We start from the raw sequence: 24,664 nt of genomic DNA, 5'->3' as shown, positions 1-24,664 counted from the left end.
CATTCTTGCATGTCATTAACTTGTTTAAGGAGCATGCTGGAATGGAACAACTTTTGCTGTTAGAAATCCACAGACATTTTCTCTAGTAACCGAAACAACAGAGCACCATTCCTTTCGGTTAGTCATCACATAACTTCAAACTTCAAGATATCCATAAATCAAACGTATTTAATTTAGCAGTTTTATAGGATTATCATTTTGTTTTAAGTAGAATCTGTCATCTATTTTGCTTGGTTTTATATATCTAATTCTTTGGTTAAGTAATAATACTAATAATGAGTTCAGTGTATTTAGAGATTTTGCTGTAAATACATTGAGGTTTCCACAAAAAGCAATTAAACCAAGAACTACATTATACAAATTTGAAAACAAAATAGTTCGAGTAATAGCACTATAAGATTTCTGAGACAAAGATATTAAATCTGCGATTTTTGTTAAATCATTATCGTATATAATACAATCAGAATGCAGTTTTACTTTGTTGCAAGAACTATTAGCAAAACTTATACTAATATCTGCAGCTTTCATAGCTAAAACATCATTAATGCCATCACCAATCATCATAACTGTATTGTGAGTACTTTTATGTTTAACTATGTCAGCTTTTTCAAAGTAATTTACATTACTATATATTTTAGTTATACCTAATTGATTACCTATTTGTTTCGCTTTAACATTGGAATCACCTGTTATTATGGATAAATCATTTATATTATTATATTTTAATCTATTAATTAAATCTTTAGAGTCATTTCTTAAAATATCATCCAAAACTATAATACCTACAAGTTTTTGGTTTATAGCTATGAATATAGGTATTAAAAATTTGTTTTGGTAATTTATATATTGTTCATTTCCTTTTGAAAGATCTATGTTATTGTTCTCCATCAACTTTTTATTTCCAATTAAAACTTCATTGCTATTGTAATTTGCTTTAACACCTTCAGATGGTATAAGTACAGAACTATCAATTTTGTTAATATCAATATTTTTACATGCATCTTTTAAAGTTACAGAAATAGGGTGAAAGTTCTCATATTCACAAGTAGCACATATTTTAAGAAGTTCCATTTCTGAATAATTATCATCAAATGAATCTATAGATATAATCTTCATCTTACCATATGTTAAAGTTCCAGTTTTATCAAACATAATTTTATTTACATTTAATATATTTTCAAAAGTATTTGGATTTCTAAGATAAATATGATTCTTATTTAATAATGATATATAATTTTTAATTCCTGAATTTAATGCTACAGAACTAGCTTTAGGGCTCAATGCAAGTAATGTAGAAAATGCGCTTAATATAGTGTTTGTAAATATTGAACTTAGGCTAGAAGCTATTAATGCAACAGGAGTCATTTTATCTTGAAATCCTTTAGTTCTATTGTGAATATAAAGTTTTTCAGGTGAAATATCAACTTTTTCTGTTAACTGTGGTAGTGTAGTAATTTTAATTTTTAAATAACCAGAAATTATTGCAGTGCCTTCATAAATTTTAAGACCCTTTTTAGAATGGAAAATTGTTGATTGTCCAGTGAAATATAAAGTATTTATTAAAGCATTACCGTCTTCTATAATTCCTTCGGCAGGTACAACTTCGCCCTTATAAACATAAATATAATCTCCGATTTTTAATGAATCCAATGAAATTAAAATATTATTATCATTGTTTGATTTGACCCAAGCCATCCTATAATTGTATCCAGAAGAATCTAACAAGGCTTTTCTGCTTTCAACTTCAGATGAAAATTTAATATAATCATTTAAAGCTTTAAACATAAGAACCAAAACGCCTCTAGAGCTTTCTCTCAAAATTGTAAAAGATAAAGCAGTGAGTTCTAATAAAATATCTTCATCTGTTGGTATACTTTTAGCAAGTTTTTTATATAGTTTTTTTAATAGAGGATATCCTCCAATAATAGTTACTAAAGAAGCAACTTTTAGTACATTTAAATTTCTACTTGCTGAAAATTTCCCATAAATAGAACTTTTAATTTTAAGTACAAGGTAAAATGTAGACCAAAATAGGAATTTTATTTTTGCTGCTTTTCTGTTTTTCATGGAATGAAAATATTCATCAAAATTTTTTAATCTAGCATCATCTTTAGCTAAGGGACATGAAAGAGCATTTTCTATATTTTCTTTAAGTATTTGTAAGGTAGTTTTATGTATATCGTATAAAATTAATATTGATCCAGTATTTTTGGTTACTTTTGTATATTTTACTCCGTAGAGACTGTTTGTGTATTTTTCTATGTATTCCGAAAAATCTGTATTGTAGTATATATCTAATGATTTAAATCTGACTCTTCCTGGCAAATTACTTAAACACTCCAATATAAATCACCTCTTTAATAATAAAATTACGTACATAGAAAAAATAATATCTTACAATTAAATATATTGTTCAGGTGATTTAAGCAAAATATTATTTTTAAAATTGCGTCTTAAATTTATTTAATTTATCTTCTAGTGTATTTGTTTGTTTTTTTAATTGTTGTACTGAAGTCATTACACTATCATCTTCATCATTATTAATATCTATCATATTATAAGGATAATTTGATTCATTAATAGATTCAGCCTTTTTTCTATAATTTTTTATAGAGCTATATAATGAAGTTCCGATTGATCCAAAAATTACTCCAAGAAACAAAGTTTTTTTATTTAATTTCATTTAAAAATACCTCCATCTAAAATACGAATATATTTTTGAATTATTTCCAGTAAAGTGTAATTTATTCATTAAGTTATTTATTATATATATTGAAAGTTGAAATCTATATTAAAACTAAGTACTATCTCACTAAATCCATGAATAAATCATTTTGCAATATATATAATCAAAGTTTTTTAAACATAGCATATTTCATTACACTTTTGCCTACATGTTCAGTACCAGTTTTTTCTGTTTCATTAAAAAAGTAAGTATTTATTTGAGCAGATGTATTCATAAACATTTTAATGATATCTTTTTCAAAGGAAGGATTAGATTTTATACTTTCTAAACCAAAAGATATAGCTTCATTAACTCTTATTTCTATATCTGATAATTTTGTTTCAAGTGTCACTAAAGTCTCTTTTTCCTTCATAATGATGATTTCCTCCTTGGTATCATATAAGATTTTATGCTGAAAAATAACACGGAAGCTATAGCTTATTTATAAAGCTAAAAGCTTCCGTGATAACATTTTTTAAAAATAGTTTCTCGGAAGAGGATTTTGTTTATATATAGAAAATTATAATGCAGTCAAATCTGTGCATAACTTTTTGAAGTAAGTGAAGTTCAAGTATGCGAAGCAGATTATTTTATTTATAATTCCAATGTTTTAGGAGTGACTGTTTGACATTACAGTAGCTCTTTTTTTCTTACTTTCATATTGAGCTTCAGCAACAATATCTTCTAGGCTTTCTTTTGCATAAGACATTTTTTCAGAAGCATAATCAGCCATAGTAAAGACTGTACCTATAGTTTTAATAGTAAACTTTTTCATAGGAGATGCAATTCTATCCTTAAAGGAAAAGTCACTTTTATTAGAATTATTAAACATCTTATTTGCTTCTTTATCTTCAACCATTGAATTGATTTTTTCCATAAGTTCTTTCATTGTATTATTTATAGTTTCAAAATTATTTTGAGTTTGTTTAATATAAACTTCTTTATTTTGATTTTCTTTTTCAATAGTATCTAATTTTTGTATTATAGAATCATATTTTTGTTTCAATTCATTTATTTCTTGACTCATTTGTTCTATGTTTTCCATTAATAATACCTCCATGTTTACATTGTTTTATATTATCTTAAATAATAAAATTATCGATAAAAAACTAACTATAAAAAGTTAACTCATAAGATTATTTATTCCAAATAATACATGTAAATATACATCATACTTTATTTCATATTTACAATTCACTATTTTTATAATTATTTTAGTATTAAGTGTAACCAATTTACTAAAATTTATAAATAAAAACTAAATTACATATAATATACTCACTACAAAGGAGGGATAAAATGAAAATAAAAACAAATCATAAAGCTTTAATATCATTAGTTATTATGTTAATTGGATATATGTACACGTTATTTTCAAGGAATAGTATAATGATAATGCTTTTGCAAAGTGGATTTGAAGCAGGACTAGTTGGTGGCCTTGCAGATTGGTTTGCAGTGTATGCACTTTTTCGTTATCCATTTGGTATTTCAATACCTCATACAGCATTACTGCCAAACAATCGTGATAGAATAACTGCATCATTAGTTTCAATGGTTGAAAATAATTTGCTTAATAAATCAAGTATTATAAATAAAATTCATGAATTAAATGTTGTAAAAAAATTTTTGGAATTATGTAAAGATAAAATGTATTCTAATGAAGTTCAATCAGGAATAAATTACATAACTAAGAGTGTTATATATTCCTTTTCAACAAATGAAATTTCTGAATATATACATAAGACAATAATTAGGTATTTAAATGGATTGGAATCTAGAAAAGTTACACATGTATTAACTAATTTATATTTAAAGCATAATTATGAAGATAAAATTCTTGATTTTTTGCTAAATAAACTTGAAGAAGTAGTAAATAGAGAAGATATAGAGAATAAAATTTCAAAGGCAGCATTTACAGCTATAAAAAATTTCAAAGCGGATGGAATACTTGAGCATATGTTAAAAAAAGGTTTAAGTGTTGCTGGTGAAGAAAAAGTGGGAAGTATAATTAAAGAATTTATCATTTTAATTATAAATGAATTAAAAGATGTAGACAATTCTAATAGAGTGATGATTATTGAATGGATACGTGAGAATATAGATAAGATCAGTAATAACGAAAATATCATGCAAAAGATAGATGAGTATAAAGAAAATCTAATTAGCAGTGATTATTTATATGACTACATAAATAAAATTGTAAATAAAGTTCAGAGTTTATTATTAGACTATATTGATAATGGAAGTTATATAGAAGAAACAATATTACCATTATTAGATAATTTGATAGATAATATTTTAAAAGACCCTGTGCTTATTACTAAGTTAGAACTATATGTTCAAGGTCAGGTATCAGATTGCATTAATAATAATCATCAGAAAATAGGAAAGCTTGTTAAAGAGAATGTAGAGAAGTTAGATAATGAAATGCTTATAGATTTGATTGAAGATAAAGTTGGAGATGATTTGCAGTGGATAAGGGTAAATGGAGCAATTTGTGGATTTTTGATTGGATTGGTACTAGGATTTATTAGGATAATATCGTTGTAGAATTGTAAATATGAATAAATATTTCATGGTAGGAAATAATTTAATTATGTTTTAGAAATACAAAAGAAAATAATAAGGCACATGAAAGACAATAACAAGTCCCAAATAGGCTTGGCAGATGGACCTGTTATTTCCTTGAATGTACCTAAGACAAAAACGAATGGTAGGGTGATAGAATGTCTTTAATGTGTAGCGCAACGGATAGTGATGTGACATATAAAAGAATAAGAGTATATATACAATCTATTTATAAAAATTTAGAAAATGCCTTAGAGCTAGAAAGATTATCTAGCAGAATAACAGGTGTAAAATATTGCAAGGCAAATCCGATTACAGGAAGATTATTAATTGTATATGATGATGAAATAACAGATGAGCGCTTGATGAAAAGAGAAATTTATAAGTTTGTTTCGCAAAAAATAAATTCAAACATGATTAAAGATATTCAAATAGAAAACTCATCAATGAATCAAAAAAATGTTAAAGCTCAGAATATAGAAAAAATAAAAAATAAGAGAAGACCTATCTCAATTTCTAATAACAATGTAAGTTATGGAAGTGCATATCATTCTATTAAAATATGTGATATTGAAAAAAATTTGAACACTGATTTTATAACGGGTTTATCTAAAACACAAGTAGATAAAAAACTAAATGAATTTGGATTAAATGTGATTTCAGAAGGCAAAAGGAAATCAATAATTGCAATATTTTTTAAAAATCTTAATATATTCTCTACTAAATTGCTAGTAGGAGCAGGAGTTGTATCGCTTATATTTGGGCAATTTGCAGATGCAGCAGCTATTTTAAGTATTACTGCAATTGAGACAATACTAAGTACAGTTCAGCAGTATAAAGCGGAGAAGTCCTTATACTCACTTAAGGAAATGATCGTGAAAAGTGCAACTGTAATAAGGAATGGAAAACAACAGATAATTGATGCAAAATGTCTTGTCCCAGGAGATATAATTATAGTAGAATCTGGGCAAAAAGTGCCTGCTGATGCTAGGCTGATAGAGTGTTATGAATTAAAAACTTCAGAATCAACTCTTACTGGAGAAAGTACACCGGTTTGTAAGGATTTAGAGATTTGTGATAAGAATACAGAATTGGCTAATAGATATAATATAATTTATATGGGAACTAATATATTATATGGAAGAGGTAAGGCTGTAGTTATAAATACTGGCATAAATACAGAGATAGGTAAGATAGCATATATGCTTCAAAATATTAATAATCAATCTGCACCTATTGAAAAAAAGATAAGAAAGTTTACAAATAAAATTACAAAGATGTCCTTTGCACTTTGCATAGGAATAAGTGCTTTAGGATTTTTTAGAGGTGCATCTTTGGCTCAAGTATTTATTTTGGGAATCAGTTTTGCAATGGGAGCAATACCTGAAAGCTTACCAGCTGTGGTTACAGCAATAATGGCGTTTTCAGTTCAAAGGATGACAGCAAAAAATGCAATTGTAAGAAAGTTGCCAGCAGTTGAGACTCTAGGATCTGCAAATGTAATATGTTGTGATAAAACAGGAACTCTTACTATGAATGAGATGACTGTAAAAGAAATTTATATTGATAACAATTTGTATGAAGTTACAGGGTCAGGATATAATTCTAAAGGAGATATAATACTTAAATCTGGAGAAGTACATAAAAAGGAATGTTTAGATAAAATAATTAAAGCAGGTGTTTTGTGCAATAATTCAAATATTTCAAAATGCGATGGAAGATGGCAGATTCATGGAGACCCAACTGAAGCAGCATTGTTAACTGTTGCATATAAAAATAATACAAATGTAGATGATATAATAAATGAGCATGAGAGAATAAAGGAAATACCTTTTGATAGTTCAACTAGATATATGACAGTATTGGTTGATAATAAAGAAGAAGTGGAATCTTATTGTAAAGGCTCATTAAGTAAAGTTTTAGATAAATGTACGAGAATTTATGAAAATGGTGAGGAAAGATTAATTACTTCCGCAGATAAAGAAAATCTTCATTACAAATGCGAAGAAATGGGAAGAAAAGCATTAAGAGTTTTAGCATTTGCTTATAAAAGGGCGTGCAAAGATAATATAAGTATAGATAATAATTTTGTATTTTTAGGATTGGTTGGTATGGAAGATCCTCCAAGAGAAGGAGTACAAGATTGTATTAAAAGATGTATATGTGCAGGTGTAAAAGTTGTAATGATAACAGGGGATAATAAAACTACTGCATCAGCCATAGGAAGAAAGATAGGACTTTTAAATGATGGTATGATATTGTGTGGAAATGAATTAGAAGAGATGAGTGATGACGATTTAACTGCTATAATTAATAAAATAGAAGTTTTTGCAAGAACATCTCCAGAGCAGAAGTATAAAATAGTAAAAGCTTTCAAGAGAGCAGGAAATGTAGTCGCAATGACAGGTGATGGAGTAAATGATGCGCCTGCTATTAAGGAAGCAGATATAGGAATAGCTATGGGAGGGAATGGAAGTGATGTTGCTAGAGACACAGCAGATATAATTCTTACAGATGATAATTTTGCAACAATAGTTGCAGCGATTGAAGAGGGAAGAAATGTTAATCTGAAGATAAAAAGCTGTGTTAGATATTTACTTTCAGGTAGTTTAAGTGAAGTGTTATCTATTTTATTAGCATGTATTATTACTAAAATGCCATTGTTATTATCACTACAAGTATTATGGGTAAATGCTGTAGCTGAAACAATATTAGGTTCGTCATTAACGCTGGAAAAGCCATCAAAGAACATGATGAATTATTTACCTGTATCAAAAGAAAAAAGTCTTGTTGACATAGAACTTAAGAAAAAAATAATAAGAAGAGGAGTAGTAACAGGGATGTTAACCTTTGGCATATTCCAAGGTTCATTAATGATGGGATATGGATTGAAAAAGGCAAGAACATTAGCATTTACTAATTTAATTCTTTCACAAATAGTAAATGTATATGATTGTAAATCAAATAAGAAGTGCAAAAATAGATATATGAATGCTGCATCTGTTGTTTGCTTAATAATGCAGGGAGGAATATTGTATTTTTCACCGATTAGATCATTTTTTAAAACAACTCGATTAAATATTTTAGATTTATTAATTCTTTCTGGAACAACCACATTATCAAAGATTTAAAAAAATGATGTCATGAAGTATAACTTTTTGACATCATTTTTATTTCTATATTTATTGAAAAGAGTTCCTTAAATAAAATAGCTTTTTAAATATTTTTTATTCTTTAGGAAATTATCATAGAGTCAAATCTGTAAATAAATTTGGGAGTATTGTAATTACAACGGTAGTAAAGGTAATTTAAATATAAATAAAATGTTAACACAGAAAAGCATAGTCTGCAAAGCAGATTTTCTTATTAATTTTTGCGATATAGTCTATTCTTTTTGCACATTATTTTGATATTTAGTACAACATATTTTATTAATTATTTGAAATGTAAAAATATGGATGATATAATAAGAATTATGTATATAATATCTGTTGCAACAGATATAGGGTTACGCAATGAGAATAGAGATTAGGGAAATACCAGCCGAAATTAGATACATATTTGTTCTATAGAACTATGAAAATTTCGCTGAAGGGTTCTAAAAGATATTGTTACTCAAACCTGAATTGCTACTTTTATAAATGTTCAATTAGTAAGATTACTAATTATAGATATCTAAATCAAAACTTAGATTTATGGAATAGCTAACTTAAATAGAGGGTGCTCTTTTCTCTAGTAACCGAAACAACAAAGCACCCTTTCTTTGGGTTAGTTACTACATAAGTCTAAATTTAAAGATAATTATCTATGTAAATATATAGTCAAAAATTATCAATGTAGGTGATTTAATATTGAAAAAGATAGTTAAAACAATTATAATACTCTTTATACTTTGGATTATAATACTCTTTATATGCATTTCAAGGAAAAATATATGGGAAGCTGGTATAGCTGGAGCAATTACTCCATTGCTTGGTGCTTTGATATTTTCTTTACCATCGTATTTATGCTGGGAATCAATGCATAATATTAAAAATAAAAATATTAATGCTTTTAGAAATGTTTATGAAAGAAACAATAGAATAAATGGATATAAAAAAGACAATGGAAATGAAACGATAGGTAATATAACAATAAAATACAAATTTCCTAGAATAGTAGCTGGAATTTTACTTTCTTTTGTGTGTGTTGAATTATTATGTGTATTTTTTATTGAATCATCGACTATTATAACTAATAAGTTTAAAACTACAACAGGAATAGTACAAGATGTGGAATACCATATTCATACATTAAAAGGCAGACAGTATGTTACTTGCAAGGTAAATGGAATAGAATTTGATAAGCCATTTGACTGGCATAATGGAGATGATGTAGAAATAACTTATCTACCAGTATCAAAAGAGATTATTAAGTATTGTAAAAAGTCAGAAACATAAATCACGTGAAAATAAATAACAAGTCCAATGTGATTAAAAAGGAGAATAGAATGATAGATTTATTTAGAGCATTTGCTACAAAAGAAGATTTTTTTATGATGGTGCATTTATTGCTAAGGTAAAGTATCAACGATTTAAACCAAAATCAAATAATGAAACTTATAAAAATGAAATTGTAAAAAGTAACAAAAGACTTTGTGTAATAAATTGTAATGGATATGTCGGCAATGAAATTGTAGAAACATTGACAGTTTATTTAATGATGAATGTAACAGTAAAAGAATCAGCAGCAGAAATTATCAAAGAAGAGGGAACTTTATGGCGTAATTTTTCAAAACAAGAGATTGCAGATTTTAGTCATTTAACTGGTGATACGAATTCTATTCATCTTACAGAAAATCCAGTTGTACAAGGGTTACTTATTCTTAAAGAACTTTGTGATACTACTAAAAGTAATAATATAGAAGTTAAATATGTTCATCCTGTTTATGGAGAAAATCCGGTTTATATAAAGCGTGATGGAAACACTATAATTGGATATAGTGGTCAAGCATTGTGCTTTCAAGCAGCATTACTTTAGATATATTAATTTTTTGTAAGATTTAAAGAAGTAATTTATAAATTGAAAATAAGGCACATGAAAATAAATAACAAGTCCAAATTTGCCATGGATATTTTTCATCAGGCAAGGAGACAAATTGACCTCATAGTGGACCTATTAGGGAAATTTGCCGACGCAGCATGATGGAAAATAGATTGACAAATGGACTTGTTATTTTTTTTATTTTGCATTGAGTAAAATTTTTAGGTGCATGAGAGAAAATAACAAGTTCAAAATGTTATGATTATTTTTCATAAGACAAGAAAGCAGATTTATCTCGGGGGGAGATATTACAGGAATCTGCTAATTCAGCATTATTAAAAATTGGCTTGGCAGATGAGCTTATTATTTTCTTTCATGAGCATTGTAATAATTTTAGTTAAATATATTATGTTTTAAATGGCAAGTTTCTTGAAAAAATATTTAACCATGGAAAATTATTCTTGACTTATGGAAAAATATGTGCGTATAATATTGGTGTACTAGTGATACTAGTACACCTAGTACGGATAGGAGGATATAATATGAAAAAATCAATTATAGCAGCTGGAGTTGGAGCTTTTGTTGTAGTTACAGTAATGCTTTGTACAAATTCAAATGGAAAAATGTATCAAAAGCAAAAGCATTTTGACACTGTTAATGATGTGCTTACTCAAATGGAAGATAATAAAATTGTAGTGTTTGATGAGTATGGAATGGGAAAAGAAACAGGTGAATTTAAGGAATGTCTTTCAAAAAGAAAAAGACTAACTGACTCACAATTGAATTTTAATAAAATAGAAATAGAGAAAGTAGAGGAACTTGATGATAAACAAAAGGAGTTAATTATAGATGATTATAATAAAGCTCAACAAAGATTATCGCTACCTTATAAACCTACGAAGATTCAACCAGTAAGGTTACAAATTAAATCAACTCCTCCGGAGCAATATATTGACAATGATAATGAAACAAGTGAATGCACTCTTGATTTAGTAATGGTTGATGAGGGTGAAGGAATGGTAATTGACTATTGTGTTGCGCAGTTTAATGAAGATAATGACAACGGGGCAAGAAGACATGTTAAAGGTTGATCCTAGGAGTAGTACTCCTATTTATGAACAAATAGAATTAGGTATTAAGGAACTAATACTAAAGGGAGCTTTGCAAGGGGGAGATAAAATACCTTCAGTAAGGGAAATGGCAGGAATTCTTACAATAAATCCAAATACAATAAGCAAAGCTTATGGAGAGCTTGAAAGAGACGGAATAATTGAAACTTTAAGAGGTAAAGGAACTTTTGTAGTAGATAATTTTAAAAGTAAGGTGGATGAAAATAAGATGCAGCATATTTCAGAAGAATTAAAAAAGATAATACTAGAAGCAAGTTACAATGGAATGAATAAAGATTCATTTGTTGAATTAGCACTTAAGATATTTTCTGAATTAGGAGTTGATAATAAATGATTGAGGTGAATAATTTATCCTTTGAAATAGACGGAAAACAAATTTTAAAGGAAGTCAATTTAAAAATAAATAAAGGTACTATATTTGGAATAATTGGACCAAATGGTGTTGGTAAAACTACTTTACTTAGATGTTTAACTGGAATATATAAGCCTACGTGCGGAAATATAAATTATGATGGGAAAGAAGTTTATGATAACGGAGAGGTTAAAAGTCAAATAGGATATGTAGCGGATGAAAACATCATGCAGACAAAATTCAAGGTTAAAGAAGTATTGAAGTATTACCAATATACTTATGATAATTTTGATGAAAAGAAGTTTAATGAATTAAATGAGATTTTTAAAATACCAACAAATAAGTTTATTTTTCAATTATCCAAAGGAATGAAAATGAGGCTTTCTATAATGCTTGCATTTTCAATTCATGCTAAATATTTAGTACTAGATGAACCAACATCAGGCTTGGATGCAATACTTAAAAATAAATTATTAAAGATATTCCTAGATGAAGTTTTTGAAAATGGTACAACAATAGTTATAAGTTCACATCATTTAGGTGAATTAGAGAGAATATGTGATGAAGTAGCTATTTTTGATGAAGGCGTTATATCTTATGAAAACTCGGTGGAAAATATGAAAAATAAGATTAAAAAAATTCAAGTTGCTTTTGATAAGCCAGTCAGTGAAGAGGATTTGAGACTAAAAGGAACATTTAAGATATCTAAACTTGGTAGAGTATTTACAATTGTAACAGATGAATATGATGAGCAATTAATAAAAGAATTAGAAAAATTAAATCCATTATTTATAGAGGAGATAGATTTAAGCTTAGAAGACATATTTATTTACAAAGTGGACAAGGAGGATAATAATGAGAAAATATTTGAATAAAGGATTGCTTTATGAATGGTTTAATGCCAGTAAAGTACCTATTGTGATTGGACTTATAACATGGGGATTTATTGCACATATGATTTTAAAAGATAATATAAGAGATATATGTCAGGCTATTGGAACGGCAGAATCAAATAATTATGAAGTTAATAATTTGGATGCATATGTAATATTAGTATTTATATTCCTGGCAATATACATCTTTGCTAATGGGGCTAATAAAAGAAATACGATGATGTTTTTGTGTAGTGGACCGTATACTAAAAAACAAATAAAAGTTAATGAATTAATATGTTTACTTATGACTCTTGGGCTATTTGTAATAATGTATATATATATGGCTGTTACGATGTATGTACAAAATTATGAATTTATATCGATTGTAAATGGATATACTCAAGTTATTTTTATAGAGATCCTTAGATTATTGCTATTTGGTACGATTGGAATACTTTTATTGATTGAAATAGATTTATTATTTTCAAATTCAATAATAGCTTATTTTGGAATGATAGCATTACTATTATCAACAATGGTTATTTGGCTAAAGCTTAGAATAATCATGAGTTATCTTCATATACTTACGCCTATAATGAATGCGATTTTTAGATATCCAGTGCGTAGATACAATGATCATGCTAATATGTTATTTTATGGAAGGCCTTATTATAGTGGCGAATGGGCAAAAACATTTAAAGGAATTGCAGTTTTAATAGTTATAATAGCAATTATGCTAGTAATATTTAATATATTTGAAAAGAAATATAAATTAGAAGCGTCAAGCAAGATATTTTCATGTAAAGCTAATGAAAATATGATAGTTACTTATATATCTTTAGCAATAGGTTCATTTGCAGATTTATTAATTGTGGATGAAGTACTTTCTAATAGATTATTTAGAAATGCAAGAATGCAACCATATGTGAGCTTTGAATCATTTGAGATGTTAGCAACTGATTTAATTATAATAGGTGTAGTAACTTTTATTTCATATAAGATAATTAAGAAAATTTTGAAAGCAATAGGTTAATTAAGTCATATGAAAGAAAATAACAAGTCCCCAATAATCTTGGTAGAAGGATTTGTTATTTTTTAAAAAAGAGAAATCTTTCAAAAATGAAATGTTCATGAAAGATAAATCAATATTAAATTTTCAATTTTTAACTTAAAATGGTATTATGGAAATACAAAATATAACTAGATTTGCAATATCAGTGATATTATGCTTTGCTGTATGCAAAATATACATTGAATCTTTGGTTTATCACTTATTTCATGTATTTAATTTGACAATTATTTAAGTTATAGTACACGATTAAATAGAAAATTTAACTATAAGGATTTAAAGAAGAAGGGGGTAAATAAAAATGGGGAGCACATTTATTAGGGAGTACAAATATTCTATTTTAATGATTATTGTAGGAATCATTTTAATTTTGATAGGCATAGATAGATCAGGAAACTACCTTGTATTAAGTAAAGCAGTGGCGATTTCTTTGCATTATATTGGAATAGGATGAAAGATACTGGTAGCATTTTTTTGTAAGTCGTTTTATTGAATTAAATAATTTGTGTGGTAGATTTTGATAAGATATTATCCAAGGATTTTTGTACTATCATAGCTATATATAATGATTTAGAGGTTTATGGTATAATAAGTATAATATTTACATTATATATATTCACAATAGAAAAGGAGAATAGAATTGAAGCGTATACAAATTATTTTATCAGTAGCAGTTATGCTAATAACATTAAGTGGTTGTGGGAATCAAAAAGTACAAAGTAATGATAGTACAAAAGATACGGCTATTACAACTGATAATCAAGAAAACACTACTACTGATATAAAGGATAATAATGTTGCTGCACAAAAAGATAGTGACAATACAAATAGTAATAAAAAAGATAGTACAAACACAAATACTAATAAAACAGAAAAGAGCACAAATAATAATACCAGTTCACAAAATACTTCTAAAGAAAGTAACAAAGATCAAAAATCATTTTATGGTAACTGGGAATTAAAAAAAGTAGCTGGGTATGCAAAGGTATCGGCTGGTGCTGATGACTCATTAATAGGGGAGAAAATGAGCTTTTCTAGTCAAGTAGCAACTGTTGGGGATGTGTCTTATAATAACCCAAAATATACAACGACTAATCAAACACAAAACACTATAGTCAGTGATTATCATACTAATCTTTCAAAAATAGGTGTTGATACTGATTCTATTACTGAATTAGATATATCGAACCAAAATGGTGAAGGAGCTACTTTATTTATTAAAGATAACGATACTTTGCTTTATTTTGTTGAAGGCGTATTTTATGAGGTAAAAAGAATATCGTAATGATATACAAATAAAAAAGTAACTTACGAAATAAAATGTACCTTTTGTCAAGGTCAGTTAAAAAAAGTTTAGGTAACGTTAAGAAGATGATTTCTGTATTGAACAGGAGTCATTTTTTTCAATTTCACAAATAGTATTAAGATGGGATTTGCAAATGGGGGTTACCACTATTCCTAAATCAACAACATTATCAAGAATAAAAGAAAATATGGATATATTTAATTTTATGATTTGTAATATAGAGATAAATAATTAAAAATATGATGATAAGAAGTGCTGAAGATGGTACTTCTTATTTTTATTAAAAAAATTGATTATGTACACTCCGTGATAAATTAACATTTTTATCACTATAAAAAATATTAGAACATTTTTAAATTTTTATAATTCCACTTATAATTTAATATTTAATGGTATTTTAGTTTAATTAAATAGATAAAATGAATAGAGAGATAAGTTTTAGGCACATGAAATTGTTATTTTTTTATGTGCCTTAAGGAGGAAGTTTAGTTTATGTTTCATGTAGTTAATCTTGAAAAATGGGAAAGAAGGGAACATTTTAAATACTATATAGAACAGCTTAAATGTGGTTATAGTATTACTGCAAATCTTGATGTTACTGTATTTAAAAAGTTATTGGAAAATAATAATTTAAAATTTTATCCTTCATTTATTTATTGTGTTACTTATAACATAAATTTGATGCCAGAATTTCGTATGAGGTATGGAGAAGATGATAAATTAATAATATATGATATGGTTCATCCTAGTTATACAATTTTTCATAAAGATGATAATACTTTTTCAGATCTTTGGTCATTGTATGATAACGATTTCTATAAATTTTATGATAACTATAAATGTGATATTGAAAAGTATTCAAATATTAAAGGCGTAAAAATAAAAGATAATCAGCCTAAAAATTTTTATTGTATATCTTGTGTTCCATGGCTTAGTTATACAGGATATTCAACATATACTAATGATTCTAGTCCATCATTAATGCCAATAATAACGTATGGAAAATATCATGAAGAGAATGGAAAATGGATTATGCCATTTACTGTGACAATATCACATGCAGTAGCTGATGGATATCATGTAAGTAAGCTTATAAATAGCATTCAAATGACAATAGACAAATTTGATACAATGTTATTAAAAAAATTATAAAATCTATAGATAAATAGTTTGAAATTTAGAGTTATGTTTACTGAAATTAGGGATATGTTTTTGTTGCGGTTTCTAAGGAATCATAACCATAAAAATTCCTAACGAAACGCTTCACAAAAACATATCCCTAATTTCTAGTTTTACTATAAATTCAATGTATAAATTTAAGCACTAATTTGTTTGTTTCCATAGGGTTTTTCATTGAAATTCAAAGTTGTTTATCTATAGTAGTGTTAAAATGAGATTGAATTTATATTCAAAGTAGTATAATATGATTTTAAATAATTGGAAATACCAAATAAAGGAGATTTAGTAATGAAGATTGTAGTTTATAGTGTACTGGATATGGAAAAGCCTTATTATGAAGGACTTGAAGAAAAACATGGAATAGAGATTGTATTTACTAATGAACCACCAAAAATGGAGAATATAAAATTGGCTCATAATGCAGATGCAGTGTGTATAATTACAACTCCAGTTAAATCGGATTTGATAGATGCTTTTTATAAAGAGGGTGTTAGATATATCTCCACTAGGACAATTGGTTATGATCATATTGATATAGAAAGAGCGAAGGAGATAGGTATGGGTGTAGGAAATTCAGAATATTCGCCAGATAGTGTTGCGGAGTATACAGTTATGCTTATGCTCATGGCAGAAAGAAATATTAAAACAATTATTAATTCTTATCAGAATCAAGATTTTTCGTTAAATAATGTACAAGGATGTCTTTTAAAGAACTTAACAGTAGGGATTATTGGAACAGGAAAGATTGGAATGCAGGTTGCAAAGATGCTTCAGGTATTTGGCTGTAGAATTATTGCATATAGTAGACGTGAAAAAGAAGAAATGAAAGGAATTTTAAATTATGTATCTTTAAATGAACTATATGCTGAAAGTGATATAATTTCGTTGCACATGCCGGCTACAGACGAAAGCTTTCATATGATTGACAAAGATGTTATCAATTCTATGAAAGACAGAGCAATCATTATAAATACAGCTAGAGGTAGCTTAATTGATACAGATGCTTTAATTGAAGCAATTGAAAATGGAAAAATTGGAGGAGCTGCTTTGGATGTAATAGAGGATGAAACGGAATATTACTATAAAGAATTCAAGAATAAAGTTATACCCCATAGAAATATGGCGATACTTAGATCGATGCCAAACGTAATACTTACGCCGCATACAGCTTTTCATACAAGACAAGCTCTAGATGAAATGGTTAAAAACTCAATTGCTAGCTGTGTTGCTGAATTAAGTGGAGATAAGAATCTATGGAAAATTGTGTAGAGGATGAATTTAAAAGTAAATGATTAAATAATTTTTATAATAAGGCACAATTAAAAAATAATTGACTAGTATGAATGCAGATTTAAGTCAGATTGAGTTAGTATACTAATAGACTTAGTATGAGCAAAATTTGCTTCATTGTCTAATACGAAATATGCAATTCATCTTTGTTTTGTTATTTTTTATGTGCCTAATTGAAATAAAAAGAACACTATTTTTTCTCTTAGTTAACACATAACTTTAATTCTAAATTATATCTATGAGATTCATTAGATTAGAAATCTCATAAGTAGGATTTAGTTCACTTTTATTTTGTATATTATTTGGATTATACCAGCATGTATCTATACCGAAATTTATTCCACCTTGTATATCAGAAGTTAAACTATCTCCTACCATTAATATTTTGCTTTTATTTGTATAATTTATATTCCTTAAAGCATGTTCAAATATTTTTGAATCTGGCTTTGATATCCCAACTTCTTCAGATACGACTATACATCGGAAGTATTTGGCGATAACGGAATTTCTTATTCTATTGTCTTGTACATCCTTAAGGCCATTTGTAATTATAATAAGTTTATGGTTATTATAAAGACTTTTTACAAGTTCCATACTATCTTCATATAAAAAGGATGCATTAGCTAAATGTTTTATATAGCTTTTTGCGAATTTATTTTCATCAAATTTAATATCTAGCTTGTCTGACAATCTTTTAAATCTATCTACTTTTAATTTTTTTTGCGTGATAAGTCCATTCTCAAATTCTTTCCAAATAGCTGTGTTTATTTCTTGATATATTTTTAAGTGATAATTCTCATTATAGTCTATATTAAATTCAATCATAGTATTTTTTATTGCATCTTTTTCAGATCTTTTGAAATCAAATAAAGTTTCATCAGCATCGAATAGTATAATTTCGTATTCCATAGTTTTCCTCCGTATAAGTTATTAAATTTTTTATTAAAAATATTATATTTTTAATAATTAATTATTTTTACTTTACAATTCCTTATAAATAAAATATTATATTTGCAAGAGTTTGAACATGACATATGTCATGTTGGGAGGGATAATGAAAAGAATTTTAAATATTAATCTTTTAAATCATTATATTTCAAAACATAATATAGAAAATATATTTGATGCAGATTTAATTAATCATATGGAGCTTCACTTTTATGAAAAAGGGGAGTATATATTAAAAGCACAAACTAATTTAGAATATTATTATATTCTTGTAGATGGAAAAATTAAAGTTACATATCTTTTTGAAAATGGTAAGTCAATGCTGTTAAAGTTTTATAAAGATTTTAATTCTATAGGAGATTTAGAACTTTTAAAGAATTTGCCTATAGCTTGTGATATTGATGCAGTAGAAGATAGCTATTTAATAGCGATATCTTCAAATTTGCTAAGAAAATTATATTTGGATAATCCTAAGTTTTTGCGTCATTTGATAGATTCATTAAGTGAAAAACTTTATGTAACTGTTAATAATACTTCATATAATTTTGTATATCCACTTATAAATAGATTAGCTAGTTATTTAGTTGAGAATTTAACCGAGAAAAACTATATAGTTTTAGACTCGTCATTCTCAGAAATTGCTCAATTTTTAGGAACAACTTATAGGCATTTAAATAGGACTTTAAAAGAGCTTGAAGAAAAATCAATTATAAAATGTGATAATAAAACAGTATCCATATTGGATGAAAATAAACTGAGAGAATTATCTAAAAATTTGTATATAAAATCATTATAATTTATAAAAATAAAATTTATATTATAAAAGTTATAGTGAATTGAAGATAATTTAAATTAATTTTAATGAAAAATACATAGCTTTTTAATATTTATGAGATTAAATATATAGCTTTAAGGAAAATTCTATTAAAAATAATTAATAGTGAGGGATTAAAATGAGTGACTCAAATAAACTTGACATCATAATTAAATTGTTATTGAACTTAATAAAAGATAAAGAAATTGAACCATACCCATCTAAAGAGTTGTTGGAGGTTGAAGGATTTGAATCTCTTTATAATACTATACTTGAAATTCGAAATGCTGTTAATTTCATTAGTCGTGGAGAAGTGGGATTCGAAATTAAAGAAACTGGATATTTGCCTGATGTAGCTAAAAACTTACAAGTTTCTATGAAAAACTTAGCATGCTATATAAAAGCAGTATCTTTAGGAGATTTTTCTAAAAAAATTGATTCAAAAGGAGAAATTGCTGATTCTTTTAATCAAATGACAAAGCAGTTAGAATTAATTTTTAATGAAATATCTGACCTTGAAAGTGAAGCAACCGAAGCTAAGAAACATTTCGAACAAATATTTAGCACAAGTCCAGAGACAACAGTAATAACTAGATTAAATGATGGGTTGATTGTAAATGTAAATCAAGTTTTTTGTGAAACATTTGGCTATGAAATGAAGGATGTTATCGGAAAATGTCCAGAAGAGATAGGTATTTACAAAGATTCTTCAGATAGACAAAAACTCATTAATGAGATAAAAACAAAAGGCTACTGCAAGAATTTAAAAGTGATTTTAACAAAAAAAGGTGGAGAACCAATAGTTGCTCTTATTTCTGCTAAGATAATAAAACTTAAAGGAATATCACATTTAATTCTTGTAGTTCGTGATATTACATTTAGAAATAAGCTTGTAGATGCATTAAATCAAAGTGAAAAAAAGTACCGATTATTATTTGAAAATGCTATGGAAATGATTATGGTTTTTCAAAAAGGAAAAATAAAAATTTGCAATCCAATAGCAGAAAAAGTTACTGGTTATTACAGAAGTGAATTGATTTCACGTCAAGCTAGTTATTTTATTCACCCAGATGATAAAGAACGTATTATTAATGATCATACAAAACTATTGAAAGGTGAAGCAGTTGAAGATGGTAGCAATATTTTTAGAATTGTTAAGAAAGATAACACCATTCGATGGATTGAGATGAAATCAATTAGGATTGAATGGGAAAATGAAGATGCAACATTAAATTTATTATCTGATATAACAGAGCGAAAATTGGCAGAAGAGGAAATTGAATTTTTAAGTTATCATGATCAGCTTACAGGTTTATATAATAGAAGATTTTATGAAAAAGAAATTGAAAGATTAAATATGGATAAGAAATATTATCCTTTAAGTATTATTATGGCAGATGTAAATGGATTAAAGTTAACTAATGATGCCTTTGGACATATAGCAGGAGATAGGCTTTTAGTAAGTATATCAAAAATTTTAAAGAGAAAATGTCGTAAAAATGACATTGTTGCACGAATTGGTGGAGATGAGTTTGTTATTTTACTACCTAATACTGATGCTGAAGATGCAAGGAGCATCATTAATCGTATCGACGAAGCAATTACGAATGAGGATACAGAAAATATTGTTTTATCAGTTTCAATGGGTCTTGCTGTAAAAAAAGACGTTTTTGATGATATTCACGATGTTTTCAAGAAAGCAGAAGATAATATGTATAAATATAAACTTTCAAAAAGTGAAAATATGAAGAAGAAGACTATAGATCGTGCAATTGAGAAGCTGTACAAAAATAAGATAGAAGCACAGCATTCTAAGAATGTTAGTATAATATGTGGAGCTATAGCATATGAATTAAAATTAAATCCAGATCAAATTAAGAATATTAAAATTGCAGGATTAATGCATGATATTGGTAAAATTACAATTGATGAGGATATAATTAATAAGCCTGGTGAGCTAAGTAAAGATGAATGGGATATTGTAAAACGTCATCCGGAAATTGGTTATCATATTTTAAATACTGTAGATAAATTTTCACAAATAAGTAGATTTGTATTAGAGCATCATGAACAATGGGATGGTAGCGGTTATCCGAAAGGTTTGAAAGGAAATGAAATCTCATTGCAATCAAGGATTATTGCTATTGCAGATTCGTTCGATGATATGACTATTGAACGACCTTATAAAAAAGCTTCAACCGTAGAAGAAGCTATAAATGAAATAAAACAAAATGCAGGAATAAAGTTTGATCCATTTATTGTGAAAGTATTTATAGATAAAGTTGTGAAGAAGATACAAAGAACATATGATAATTAAATATTTTTATTATTTAAGGCCGTTGAAAGAATAATATTTATAAATGAAAAAACCATGCATTTACAGAATTTAATTTTCTAATTTATGCATGGTTATTAATTTTATAGAGGTATTTATGAATTTTGCAGCACCCATATATATGTGCACAAATAATACAGAAGTATTTATGACTAACTATATTTTTTATTAGTATGATATTATTTTAGCAATGAAACTTTTATCTTAAACTTAGACTTATAATTTAGCTAGCTTAGATAAGGAATATTTTGTATGATTAATAATATATGATTGTTAATAGTTAATTTAAAGAATTCAACTTTAAATTAACGCAGCTTAGTACTATTTAAATGCAATTAAAGCAATTTTATATAATATTTGGAGGATGGATATGATATTACGAGGAAATGTTTTTTCAAAAATACTTGAAATGCAAACAGGAATAACAATAGTAACCCCTAATGAGTTAAAAGCTGATGGCAGCTATAAAGTGGCTTATTTATTACATGGATTATGTGGTAGTAATGGTGATTGGGCCGACTTTACTATGCTGCCAGTATACTCTGATAATTATGATGTTATCTTTATTATGCCAGAAGTTTTTAGAAGTTTTTATACAGATATGAAATATGGTGCAAAATTCTTTACTTATATTACAGAAGAATTACCACTTATATGCAAAAGCTTTTTTAACATATCATCAAAAAGAGAAGATACAATGGTGATTGGTGGTTCTATGGGAGGATATGGAGCATTAAAATGTGCATTGTCAAAACCTGAACAATACGGAGTTTGTGGTGCATTTTCTTCAGCTTGTTTATTTTTAAAAGAAGGATTAGAGATCCAAAGATATGATGAAAATACAGAAGAATTTAAAAAAACAAAGAAGATATTTGGGGAACAGATTTTAAACGATTTTAAAGCAATTTTTGGTGATAATTTAGAATGGAATCCTGATTATGAAATATTAGAATTAGCTAAGAAATCAAATGAGAAACCACATAAACCTAAGATATATACTTCATGTGGGAGTCAGGATTATTTTCGTAAGGATAATATGAGATTTAGTAACGAAATGAAAAAACTTGATTTTGATTTTACATATGAAGAATGGAATGGTGTTCATGACTGGTATTTCTTTAATGAAGCATTAAAGAAATTTTTAGAAAGATGTGTGTAATTTCAATAAAAATGGATTTTATATTGCAATTGCAGTGATTTTTTTATTTAATAATAAAATATATATAAATAGCTAAAGTTATCTAATACAAGGTATCCATGCTACATTTACTAACATTTTTGTAGGTTATAATTTATTAGAGTGGTTAATATATTAATGCCGGCAAAATATTATAACTAATGGAGGTAGATAGATATGGCTTCAAATAATAGTGGAAGAAATAGAACTTTAGTTCCAGAGGCAAAACAAGGATTGAATAGATTAAAAACTGAGGTAGCATCAGAAGTAGGATTAAGTGATTATGAAAATGTAGATAAGGGAAACCTTTCATCAAGACAAAACGGAAGTGTTGGTGGATATATGGTTAAACATATGATAGAAAGCTACGAACAAGGTCTTAAATAATAAATAAATAAGAGGATGCACTAAGTTATATTCTTAGTGCATCCTTATGTATTAAGCGGAACTTCCAATTAAAAAGTTAATTTGCCATAACATTTATTTTAATAAGATATTAACTAATAAATTTCGAATAATATATAATTTTTGATTTTAATAAAATTTAACTATGAAAATAAAAAGTAAGATAATGTTTGAAAAGTTCTCAACTCAATGAGAGCTTTTTTTATATGAAAAAATAAGAAATTACATAATTATATGTGCTTTTTACAAACTGTGTTACATAAAGTTACAAATTAAGAATAATACTCGTCTTTTTAGTTATAATAAATAGCGAAAGGAGGTATATTATGGAAAAAATTAAAGAAATAAACAAAAGGATTTGCCAAATGAGACAGTCATTGCAGGATTTAATTAATGAAAAAACTAATTTATTAGATCCAGAAGTAATAACTGCAAGCCAAGAACTTGATAAAGCATTGAACGAATACAATAATTTAATTAGTAGAGTAGACAAGTAGTTGAGTTCGGGGAGGAATTTTTTATTCCTCCTTCATGTATTTGTAATATTTGGGAGGATTATTTTTATTTTTCTAGAATTTAATTTTTAGAAAGGTGGGGGAGATATGACAAGTAAAGAAATAGAATTTATAGATATAACTAATAAACAATATGAATCATTAATAAAAATGCAAATGCAATCATATAAGGAAATATTAAATTGCTGTAAAGAGAATATAAATGATTTAGAAAAAATACAAATGCTTGAGGAGTACATATCACAAATAAACGAGAACGTAATAACCGAACTTGAAGGAATAAAAGTTTATAATAAAATTTTTATGGAGTCAGTTAAATAAATTGATAGATCTTCATCTTTAGAGCATTAATATTTTTATAAAATACTTGACCATTACCTTGGGTGGGAGTGTAAACTAATATTAGATCGTATTTTAAAATTAATTAATCTAGAGGAGGACTAAATATGAACGCTAAATATGTTGTTATTATTCAGTGTGATATTGCACATAGAAGGTGCAGTGGATTTGCATGCACAAATGCTTTTTATAATAAGGACGAAGTTTTTAAAGATTATGATGACAATACAAGATATATTTCTTTTACTTGCGGGGGATGCTGTGGAAAGGGAATTGCATCTAAATTAGAACATTTCTCTAATAAGGCATATAAAAAGAACAATATTAGGAAAGATGAAGTAGTTGTTCATTTATCATCTTGTATGGTAACTGATAATCATCATTATGATAAATGTCCACATTTAGACTATATTAAGAGTATAGTTTTAAAGAAAGGTTATAATAATATAATTGAGGGTTCTTACATAAGTATAAATGCAAAAAAGAAAAGAGAACAAGGCCTATACAATTGTTATGGGCAAGAGTAATTTTAAACTTTAAATTGACACAAAACTTTTATTAAACTGTGACAAAATTGTGACACAACGGATTTATTATGTATTCATACCAATAAAA

At 26.9% G+C, this 24,664-nt stretch carries 23 protein-coding genes and 2 pseudogenes; 20 read left to right on the top strand and 5 right to left on the bottom strand.

The genetic code is table 11. The features are described from left to right. Nucleotides 1-168: 168 nt before the first annotated feature. The 4 genes from CLSA_RS16305 to CLSA_RS16290 form a co-directional block, all read right to left on the bottom strand. Nucleotides 169-2,343, bottom strand: a complete 2,175-nt coding sequence (locus CLSA_RS16305; RefSeq protein ID WP_022747500.1) for an HAD-IC family P-type ATPase — start codon at nucleotides 2,341-2,343, stop codon at nucleotides 169-171. A 97-nt stretch (nucleotides 2,344-2,440) separates the two neighbouring features. Further along, nucleotides 2,441-2,683 carry a hypothetical protein gene (locus CLSA_RS16300; protein WP_022747499.1) on the bottom strand — a complete coding sequence of 81 codons (243 nt, stop codon included), beginning with the start codon at nucleotides 2,681-2,683 and terminating at the stop codon, nucleotides 2,441-2,443. Between the two features lie 166 nt (nucleotides 2,684-2,849). Further along, nucleotides 2,850-3,098: a hypothetical protein gene (locus CLSA_RS16295; protein ID WP_022747498.1), complete on the bottom strand. Its 249-nt coding sequence runs from the start codon at nucleotides 3,096-3,098 to the stop codon at nucleotides 2,850-2,852. Between the two features lie 237 nt (nucleotides 3,099-3,335). Then, entirely contained in the window at nucleotides 3,336-3,770 is a 435-nt protein-coding gene (locus tag CLSA_RS16290) for a hypothetical protein (protein ID WP_022747497.1), read from the bottom strand. Nucleotides 3,771-4,024: 254 nt separating this feature from the next. Here CLSA_RS16290 and CLSA_RS16285 point away from each other — a divergent pair, with 254 nt between their 5' ends. From CLSA_RS16285 to CLSA_RS16235, 13 genes and pseudogenes are all read left to right on the top strand, one after another. Next, entirely contained in the window at nucleotides 4,025-5,275 is a 1,251-nt protein-coding gene (locus CLSA_RS16285) for a DUF445 domain-containing protein (RefSeq protein WP_022747496.1), read from the top strand. Between the two features lie 176 nt (nucleotides 5,276-5,451). Continuing rightward, nucleotides 5,452-8,424: a cation-translocating P-type ATPase gene (locus tag CLSA_RS16280; RefSeq protein WP_022747495.1), complete on the top strand. Its 2,973-nt coding sequence runs from the start codon at nucleotides 5,452-5,454 to the stop codon at nucleotides 8,422-8,424. A gap of 720 nt (nucleotides 8,425-9,144) precedes the next feature. Then, entirely contained in the window at nucleotides 9,145-9,732 is a 588-nt protein-coding gene (locus CLSA_RS16275; protein ID WP_022747493.1) for a hypothetical protein, read from the top strand. 50 nt (nucleotides 9,733-9,782) lie between these two features. After that, nucleotides 9,783-10,312 (top strand): annotated as a pseudogene (locus CLSA_RS16270) (hotdog family protein). Nucleotides 10,313-10,857: 545 nt separating this feature from the next. Then, nucleotides 10,858-11,406 carry a hypothetical protein gene (locus CLSA_RS16265; RefSeq protein WP_022747491.1) on the top strand — a complete coding sequence of 183 codons (549 nt, stop codon included), beginning with the start codon at nucleotides 10,858-10,860 and terminating at the stop codon, nucleotides 11,404-11,406. Further along, a complete protein-coding gene (locus CLSA_RS16260; RefSeq protein WP_022747490.1) occupies nucleotides 11,393-11,779 on the top strand; it encodes a GntR family transcriptional regulator in 387 nt (128 codons plus the stop codon). The genes CLSA_RS16265 and CLSA_RS16260 overlap by 14 nt, the downstream gene beginning before the upstream one ends. Further along, entirely contained in the window at nucleotides 11,776-12,672 is an 897-nt protein-coding gene (locus CLSA_RS16255; RefSeq protein WP_022747489.1) for an ABC transporter ATP-binding protein, read from the top strand. The genes CLSA_RS16260 and CLSA_RS16255 overlap by 4 nt, the downstream gene beginning before the upstream one ends. Then, on the top strand, nucleotides 12,653-13,705 hold the full coding sequence (locus tag CLSA_RS16250; RefSeq protein WP_022747488.1) for a hypothetical protein: 1,053 nt from the start codon (nucleotides 12,653-12,655) through the stop codon (nucleotides 13,703-13,705). Before CLSA_RS16255 ends, CLSA_RS16250 begins: the two co-directional genes overlap by 20 nt. A 337-nt stretch (nucleotides 13,706-14,042) precedes the next feature. Further along, nucleotides 14,043-14,195, top strand: a complete 153-nt coding sequence (locus CLSA_RS22905) for a hypothetical protein (RefSeq protein ID WP_022747487.1) — start codon at nucleotides 14,043-14,045, stop codon at nucleotides 14,193-14,195. Between the two features lie 186 nt (nucleotides 14,196-14,381). Beyond that, nucleotides 14,382-15,026: a lipoprotein gene (locus CLSA_RS16245; protein ID WP_022747486.1), complete on the top strand. Its 645-nt coding sequence runs from the start codon at nucleotides 14,382-14,384 to the stop codon at nucleotides 15,024-15,026. Between the two features lie 118 nt (nucleotides 15,027-15,144). Beyond that, a pseudogene (locus CLSA_RS24090) lies at nucleotides 15,145-15,282 on the top strand (aldo/keto reductase); the annotation flags it as partial. A gap of 257 nt (nucleotides 15,283-15,539) precedes the next feature. Beyond that, the gene (locus CLSA_RS16240) at nucleotides 15,540-16,199 is read left to right on the top strand and encodes a chloramphenicol acetyltransferase (RefSeq protein WP_022747485.1); all 660 of its coding nucleotides are present in this window, start codon (nucleotides 15,540-15,542) and stop codon (nucleotides 16,197-16,199) included. A gap of 315 nt (nucleotides 16,200-16,514) precedes the next feature. Continuing rightward, on the top strand, nucleotides 16,515-17,495 hold the full coding sequence (locus CLSA_RS16235) for a D-isomer specific 2-hydroxyacid dehydrogenase family protein (RefSeq protein ID WP_022747484.1): 981 nt from the start codon (nucleotides 16,515-16,517) through the stop codon (nucleotides 17,493-17,495). A gap of 246 nt (nucleotides 17,496-17,741) precedes the next feature. Here CLSA_RS16235 and CLSA_RS16230 read toward each other — a convergent pair whose 3' ends face one another. Then, nucleotides 17,742-18,425 (bottom strand): YjjG family noncanonical pyrimidine nucleotidase, encoded by a 684-nt coding sequence (locus CLSA_RS16230; RefSeq protein WP_022747483.1) that lies wholly within the window; start codon nucleotides 18,423-18,425, stop codon nucleotides 17,742-17,744. 145 nt (nucleotides 18,426-18,570) lie between these two features. On the opposite strand from CLSA_RS16230, the gene CLSA_RS16225 reads away from it, so the two are divergent. The 7 genes from CLSA_RS16225 to CLSA_RS16195 all read left to right on the top strand — a co-directional run bounded on the left by CLSA_RS16225 (nucleotide 18,571) and on the right by CLSA_RS16195 (nucleotide 24,576). After that, on the top strand, nucleotides 18,571-19,260 hold the full coding sequence (locus tag CLSA_RS16225) for a Crp/Fnr family transcriptional regulator (protein WP_022747482.1): 690 nt from the start codon (nucleotides 18,571-18,573) through the stop codon (nucleotides 19,258-19,260). Between the two features lie 157 nt (nucleotides 19,261-19,417). Then, nucleotides 19,418-21,595: an HD domain-containing phosphohydrolase gene (locus tag CLSA_RS16220; RefSeq protein WP_022747481.1), complete on the top strand. Its 2,178-nt coding sequence runs from the start codon at nucleotides 19,418-19,420 to the stop codon at nucleotides 21,593-21,595. A 388-nt stretch (nucleotides 21,596-21,983) separates the two neighbouring features. Then, a complete protein-coding gene (locus CLSA_RS16215) occupies nucleotides 21,984-22,772 on the top strand; it encodes an alpha/beta hydrolase (protein ID WP_022747480.1) in 789 nt (262 codons plus the stop codon). A 195-nt stretch (nucleotides 22,773-22,967) separates the two neighbouring features. Next, nucleotides 22,968-23,177 (top strand): alpha/beta-type small acid-soluble spore protein, encoded by a 210-nt coding sequence (locus tag CLSA_RS16210; RefSeq protein ID WP_022747479.1) that lies wholly within the window; start codon nucleotides 22,968-22,970, stop codon nucleotides 23,175-23,177. A gap of 344 nt (nucleotides 23,178-23,521) precedes the next feature. Then, the gene (locus tag CLSA_RS16205; protein ID WP_022747478.1) at nucleotides 23,522-23,692 is read left to right on the top strand and encodes an aspartyl-phosphate phosphatase Spo0E family protein; all 171 of its coding nucleotides are present in this window, start codon (nucleotides 23,522-23,524) and stop codon (nucleotides 23,690-23,692) included. A gap of 105 nt (nucleotides 23,693-23,797) precedes the next feature. After that, nucleotides 23,798-24,031: a hypothetical protein gene (locus CLSA_RS16200; RefSeq protein ID WP_022747477.1), complete on the top strand. Its 234-nt coding sequence runs from the start codon at nucleotides 23,798-23,800 to the stop codon at nucleotides 24,029-24,031. A 125-nt stretch (nucleotides 24,032-24,156) separates the two neighbouring features. After that, complete coding sequence (locus CLSA_RS16195) at nucleotides 24,157-24,576, top strand: CGGC domain-containing protein (RefSeq protein WP_022747476.1); 420 nt, start codon at nucleotides 24,157-24,159, stop codon at nucleotides 24,574-24,576. The last annotated feature ends 88 nt before the right edge of the window (nucleotides 24,577-24,664 follow it).

This window comes from Clostridium saccharobutylicum DSM 13864, from assembly GCF_000473995.1.
Taxonomy (GTDB): Bacteria; Bacillota; Clostridia; order Clostridiales; family Clostridiaceae; genus Clostridium; species Clostridium saccharobutylicum.
Note: the sequence above shows the minus strand (reverse complement) of the source record. Positions and strands in the feature narration are given on the sequence as shown.

Coding starts and splice junctions, on each gene's coding strand:
- CLSA_RS16300 (WP_022747499.1), bottom strand. CDS start 2,683: ATGAAATTAAATAAAAAAACTTTGTTTCTTGGAGTAATTTTTGGATCA.
- CLSA_RS16295 (WP_022747498.1), bottom strand. CDS start 3,098: ATGAAGGAAAAAGAGACTTTAGTGACACTTGAAACAAAATTATCAGAT.
- CLSA_RS16290 (WP_022747497.1), bottom strand. CDS start 3,770: ATGGAAAACATAGAACAAATGAGTCAAGAAATAAATGAATTGAAACAA.
- CLSA_RS16285 (WP_022747496.1), top strand. CDS start 4,025: ATGAAAATAAAAACAAATCATAAAGCTTTAATATCATTAGTTATTATG.
- CLSA_RS16280 (WP_022747495.1), top strand. CDS start 5,452: ATGTCTTTAATGTGTAGCGCAACGGATAGTGATGTGACATATAAAAGA.
- CLSA_RS16265 (WP_022747491.1), top strand. CDS start 10,858: ATGAAAAAATCAATTATAGCAGCTGGAGTTGGAGCTTTTGTTGTAGTT.
- CLSA_RS16260 (WP_022747490.1), top strand. CDS start 11,393: ATGTTAAAGGTTGATCCTAGGAGTAGTACTCCTATTTATGAACAAATA.
- CLSA_RS16255 (WP_022747489.1), top strand. CDS start 11,776: ATGATTGAGGTGAATAATTTATCCTTTGAAATAGACGGAAAACAAATT.
- CLSA_RS16250 (WP_022747488.1), top strand. CDS start 12,653: ATGAGAAAATATTTGAATAAAGGATTGCTTTATGAATGGTTTAATGCC.
- CLSA_RS22905 (WP_022747487.1), top strand. CDS start 14,043: ATGGGGAGCACATTTATTAGGGAGTACAAATATTCTATTTTAATGATT.
- CLSA_RS16240 (WP_022747485.1), top strand. CDS start 15,540: ATGTTTCATGTAGTTAATCTTGAAAAATGGGAAAGAAGGGAACATTTT.
- CLSA_RS16235 (WP_022747484.1), top strand. CDS start 16,515: ATGAAGATTGTAGTTTATAGTGTACTGGATATGGAAAAGCCTTATTAT.
- CLSA_RS16230 (WP_022747483.1), bottom strand. CDS start 18,425: ATGGAATACGAAATTATACTATTCGATGCTGATGAAACTTTATTTGAT.
- CLSA_RS16225 (WP_022747482.1), top strand. CDS start 18,571: ATGAAAAGAATTTTAAATATTAATCTTTTAAATCATTATATTTCAAAA.
- CLSA_RS16220 (WP_022747481.1), top strand. CDS start 19,418: ATGAGTGACTCAAATAAACTTGACATCATAATTAAATTGTTATTGAAC.
- CLSA_RS16215 (WP_022747480.1), top strand. CDS start 21,984: ATGATATTACGAGGAAATGTTTTTTCAAAAATACTTGAAATGCAAACA.
- CLSA_RS16210 (WP_022747479.1), top strand. CDS start 22,968: ATGGCTTCAAATAATAGTGGAAGAAATAGAACTTTAGTTCCAGAGGCA.
- CLSA_RS16205 (WP_022747478.1), top strand. CDS start 23,522: ATGGAAAAAATTAAAGAAATAAACAAAAGGATTTGCCAAATGAGACAG.
- CLSA_RS16200 (WP_022747477.1), top strand. CDS start 23,798: ATGACAAGTAAAGAAATAGAATTTATAGATATAACTAATAAACAATAT.
- CLSA_RS16195 (WP_022747476.1), top strand. CDS start 24,157: ATGAACGCTAAATATGTTGTTATTATTCAGTGTGATATTGCACATAGA.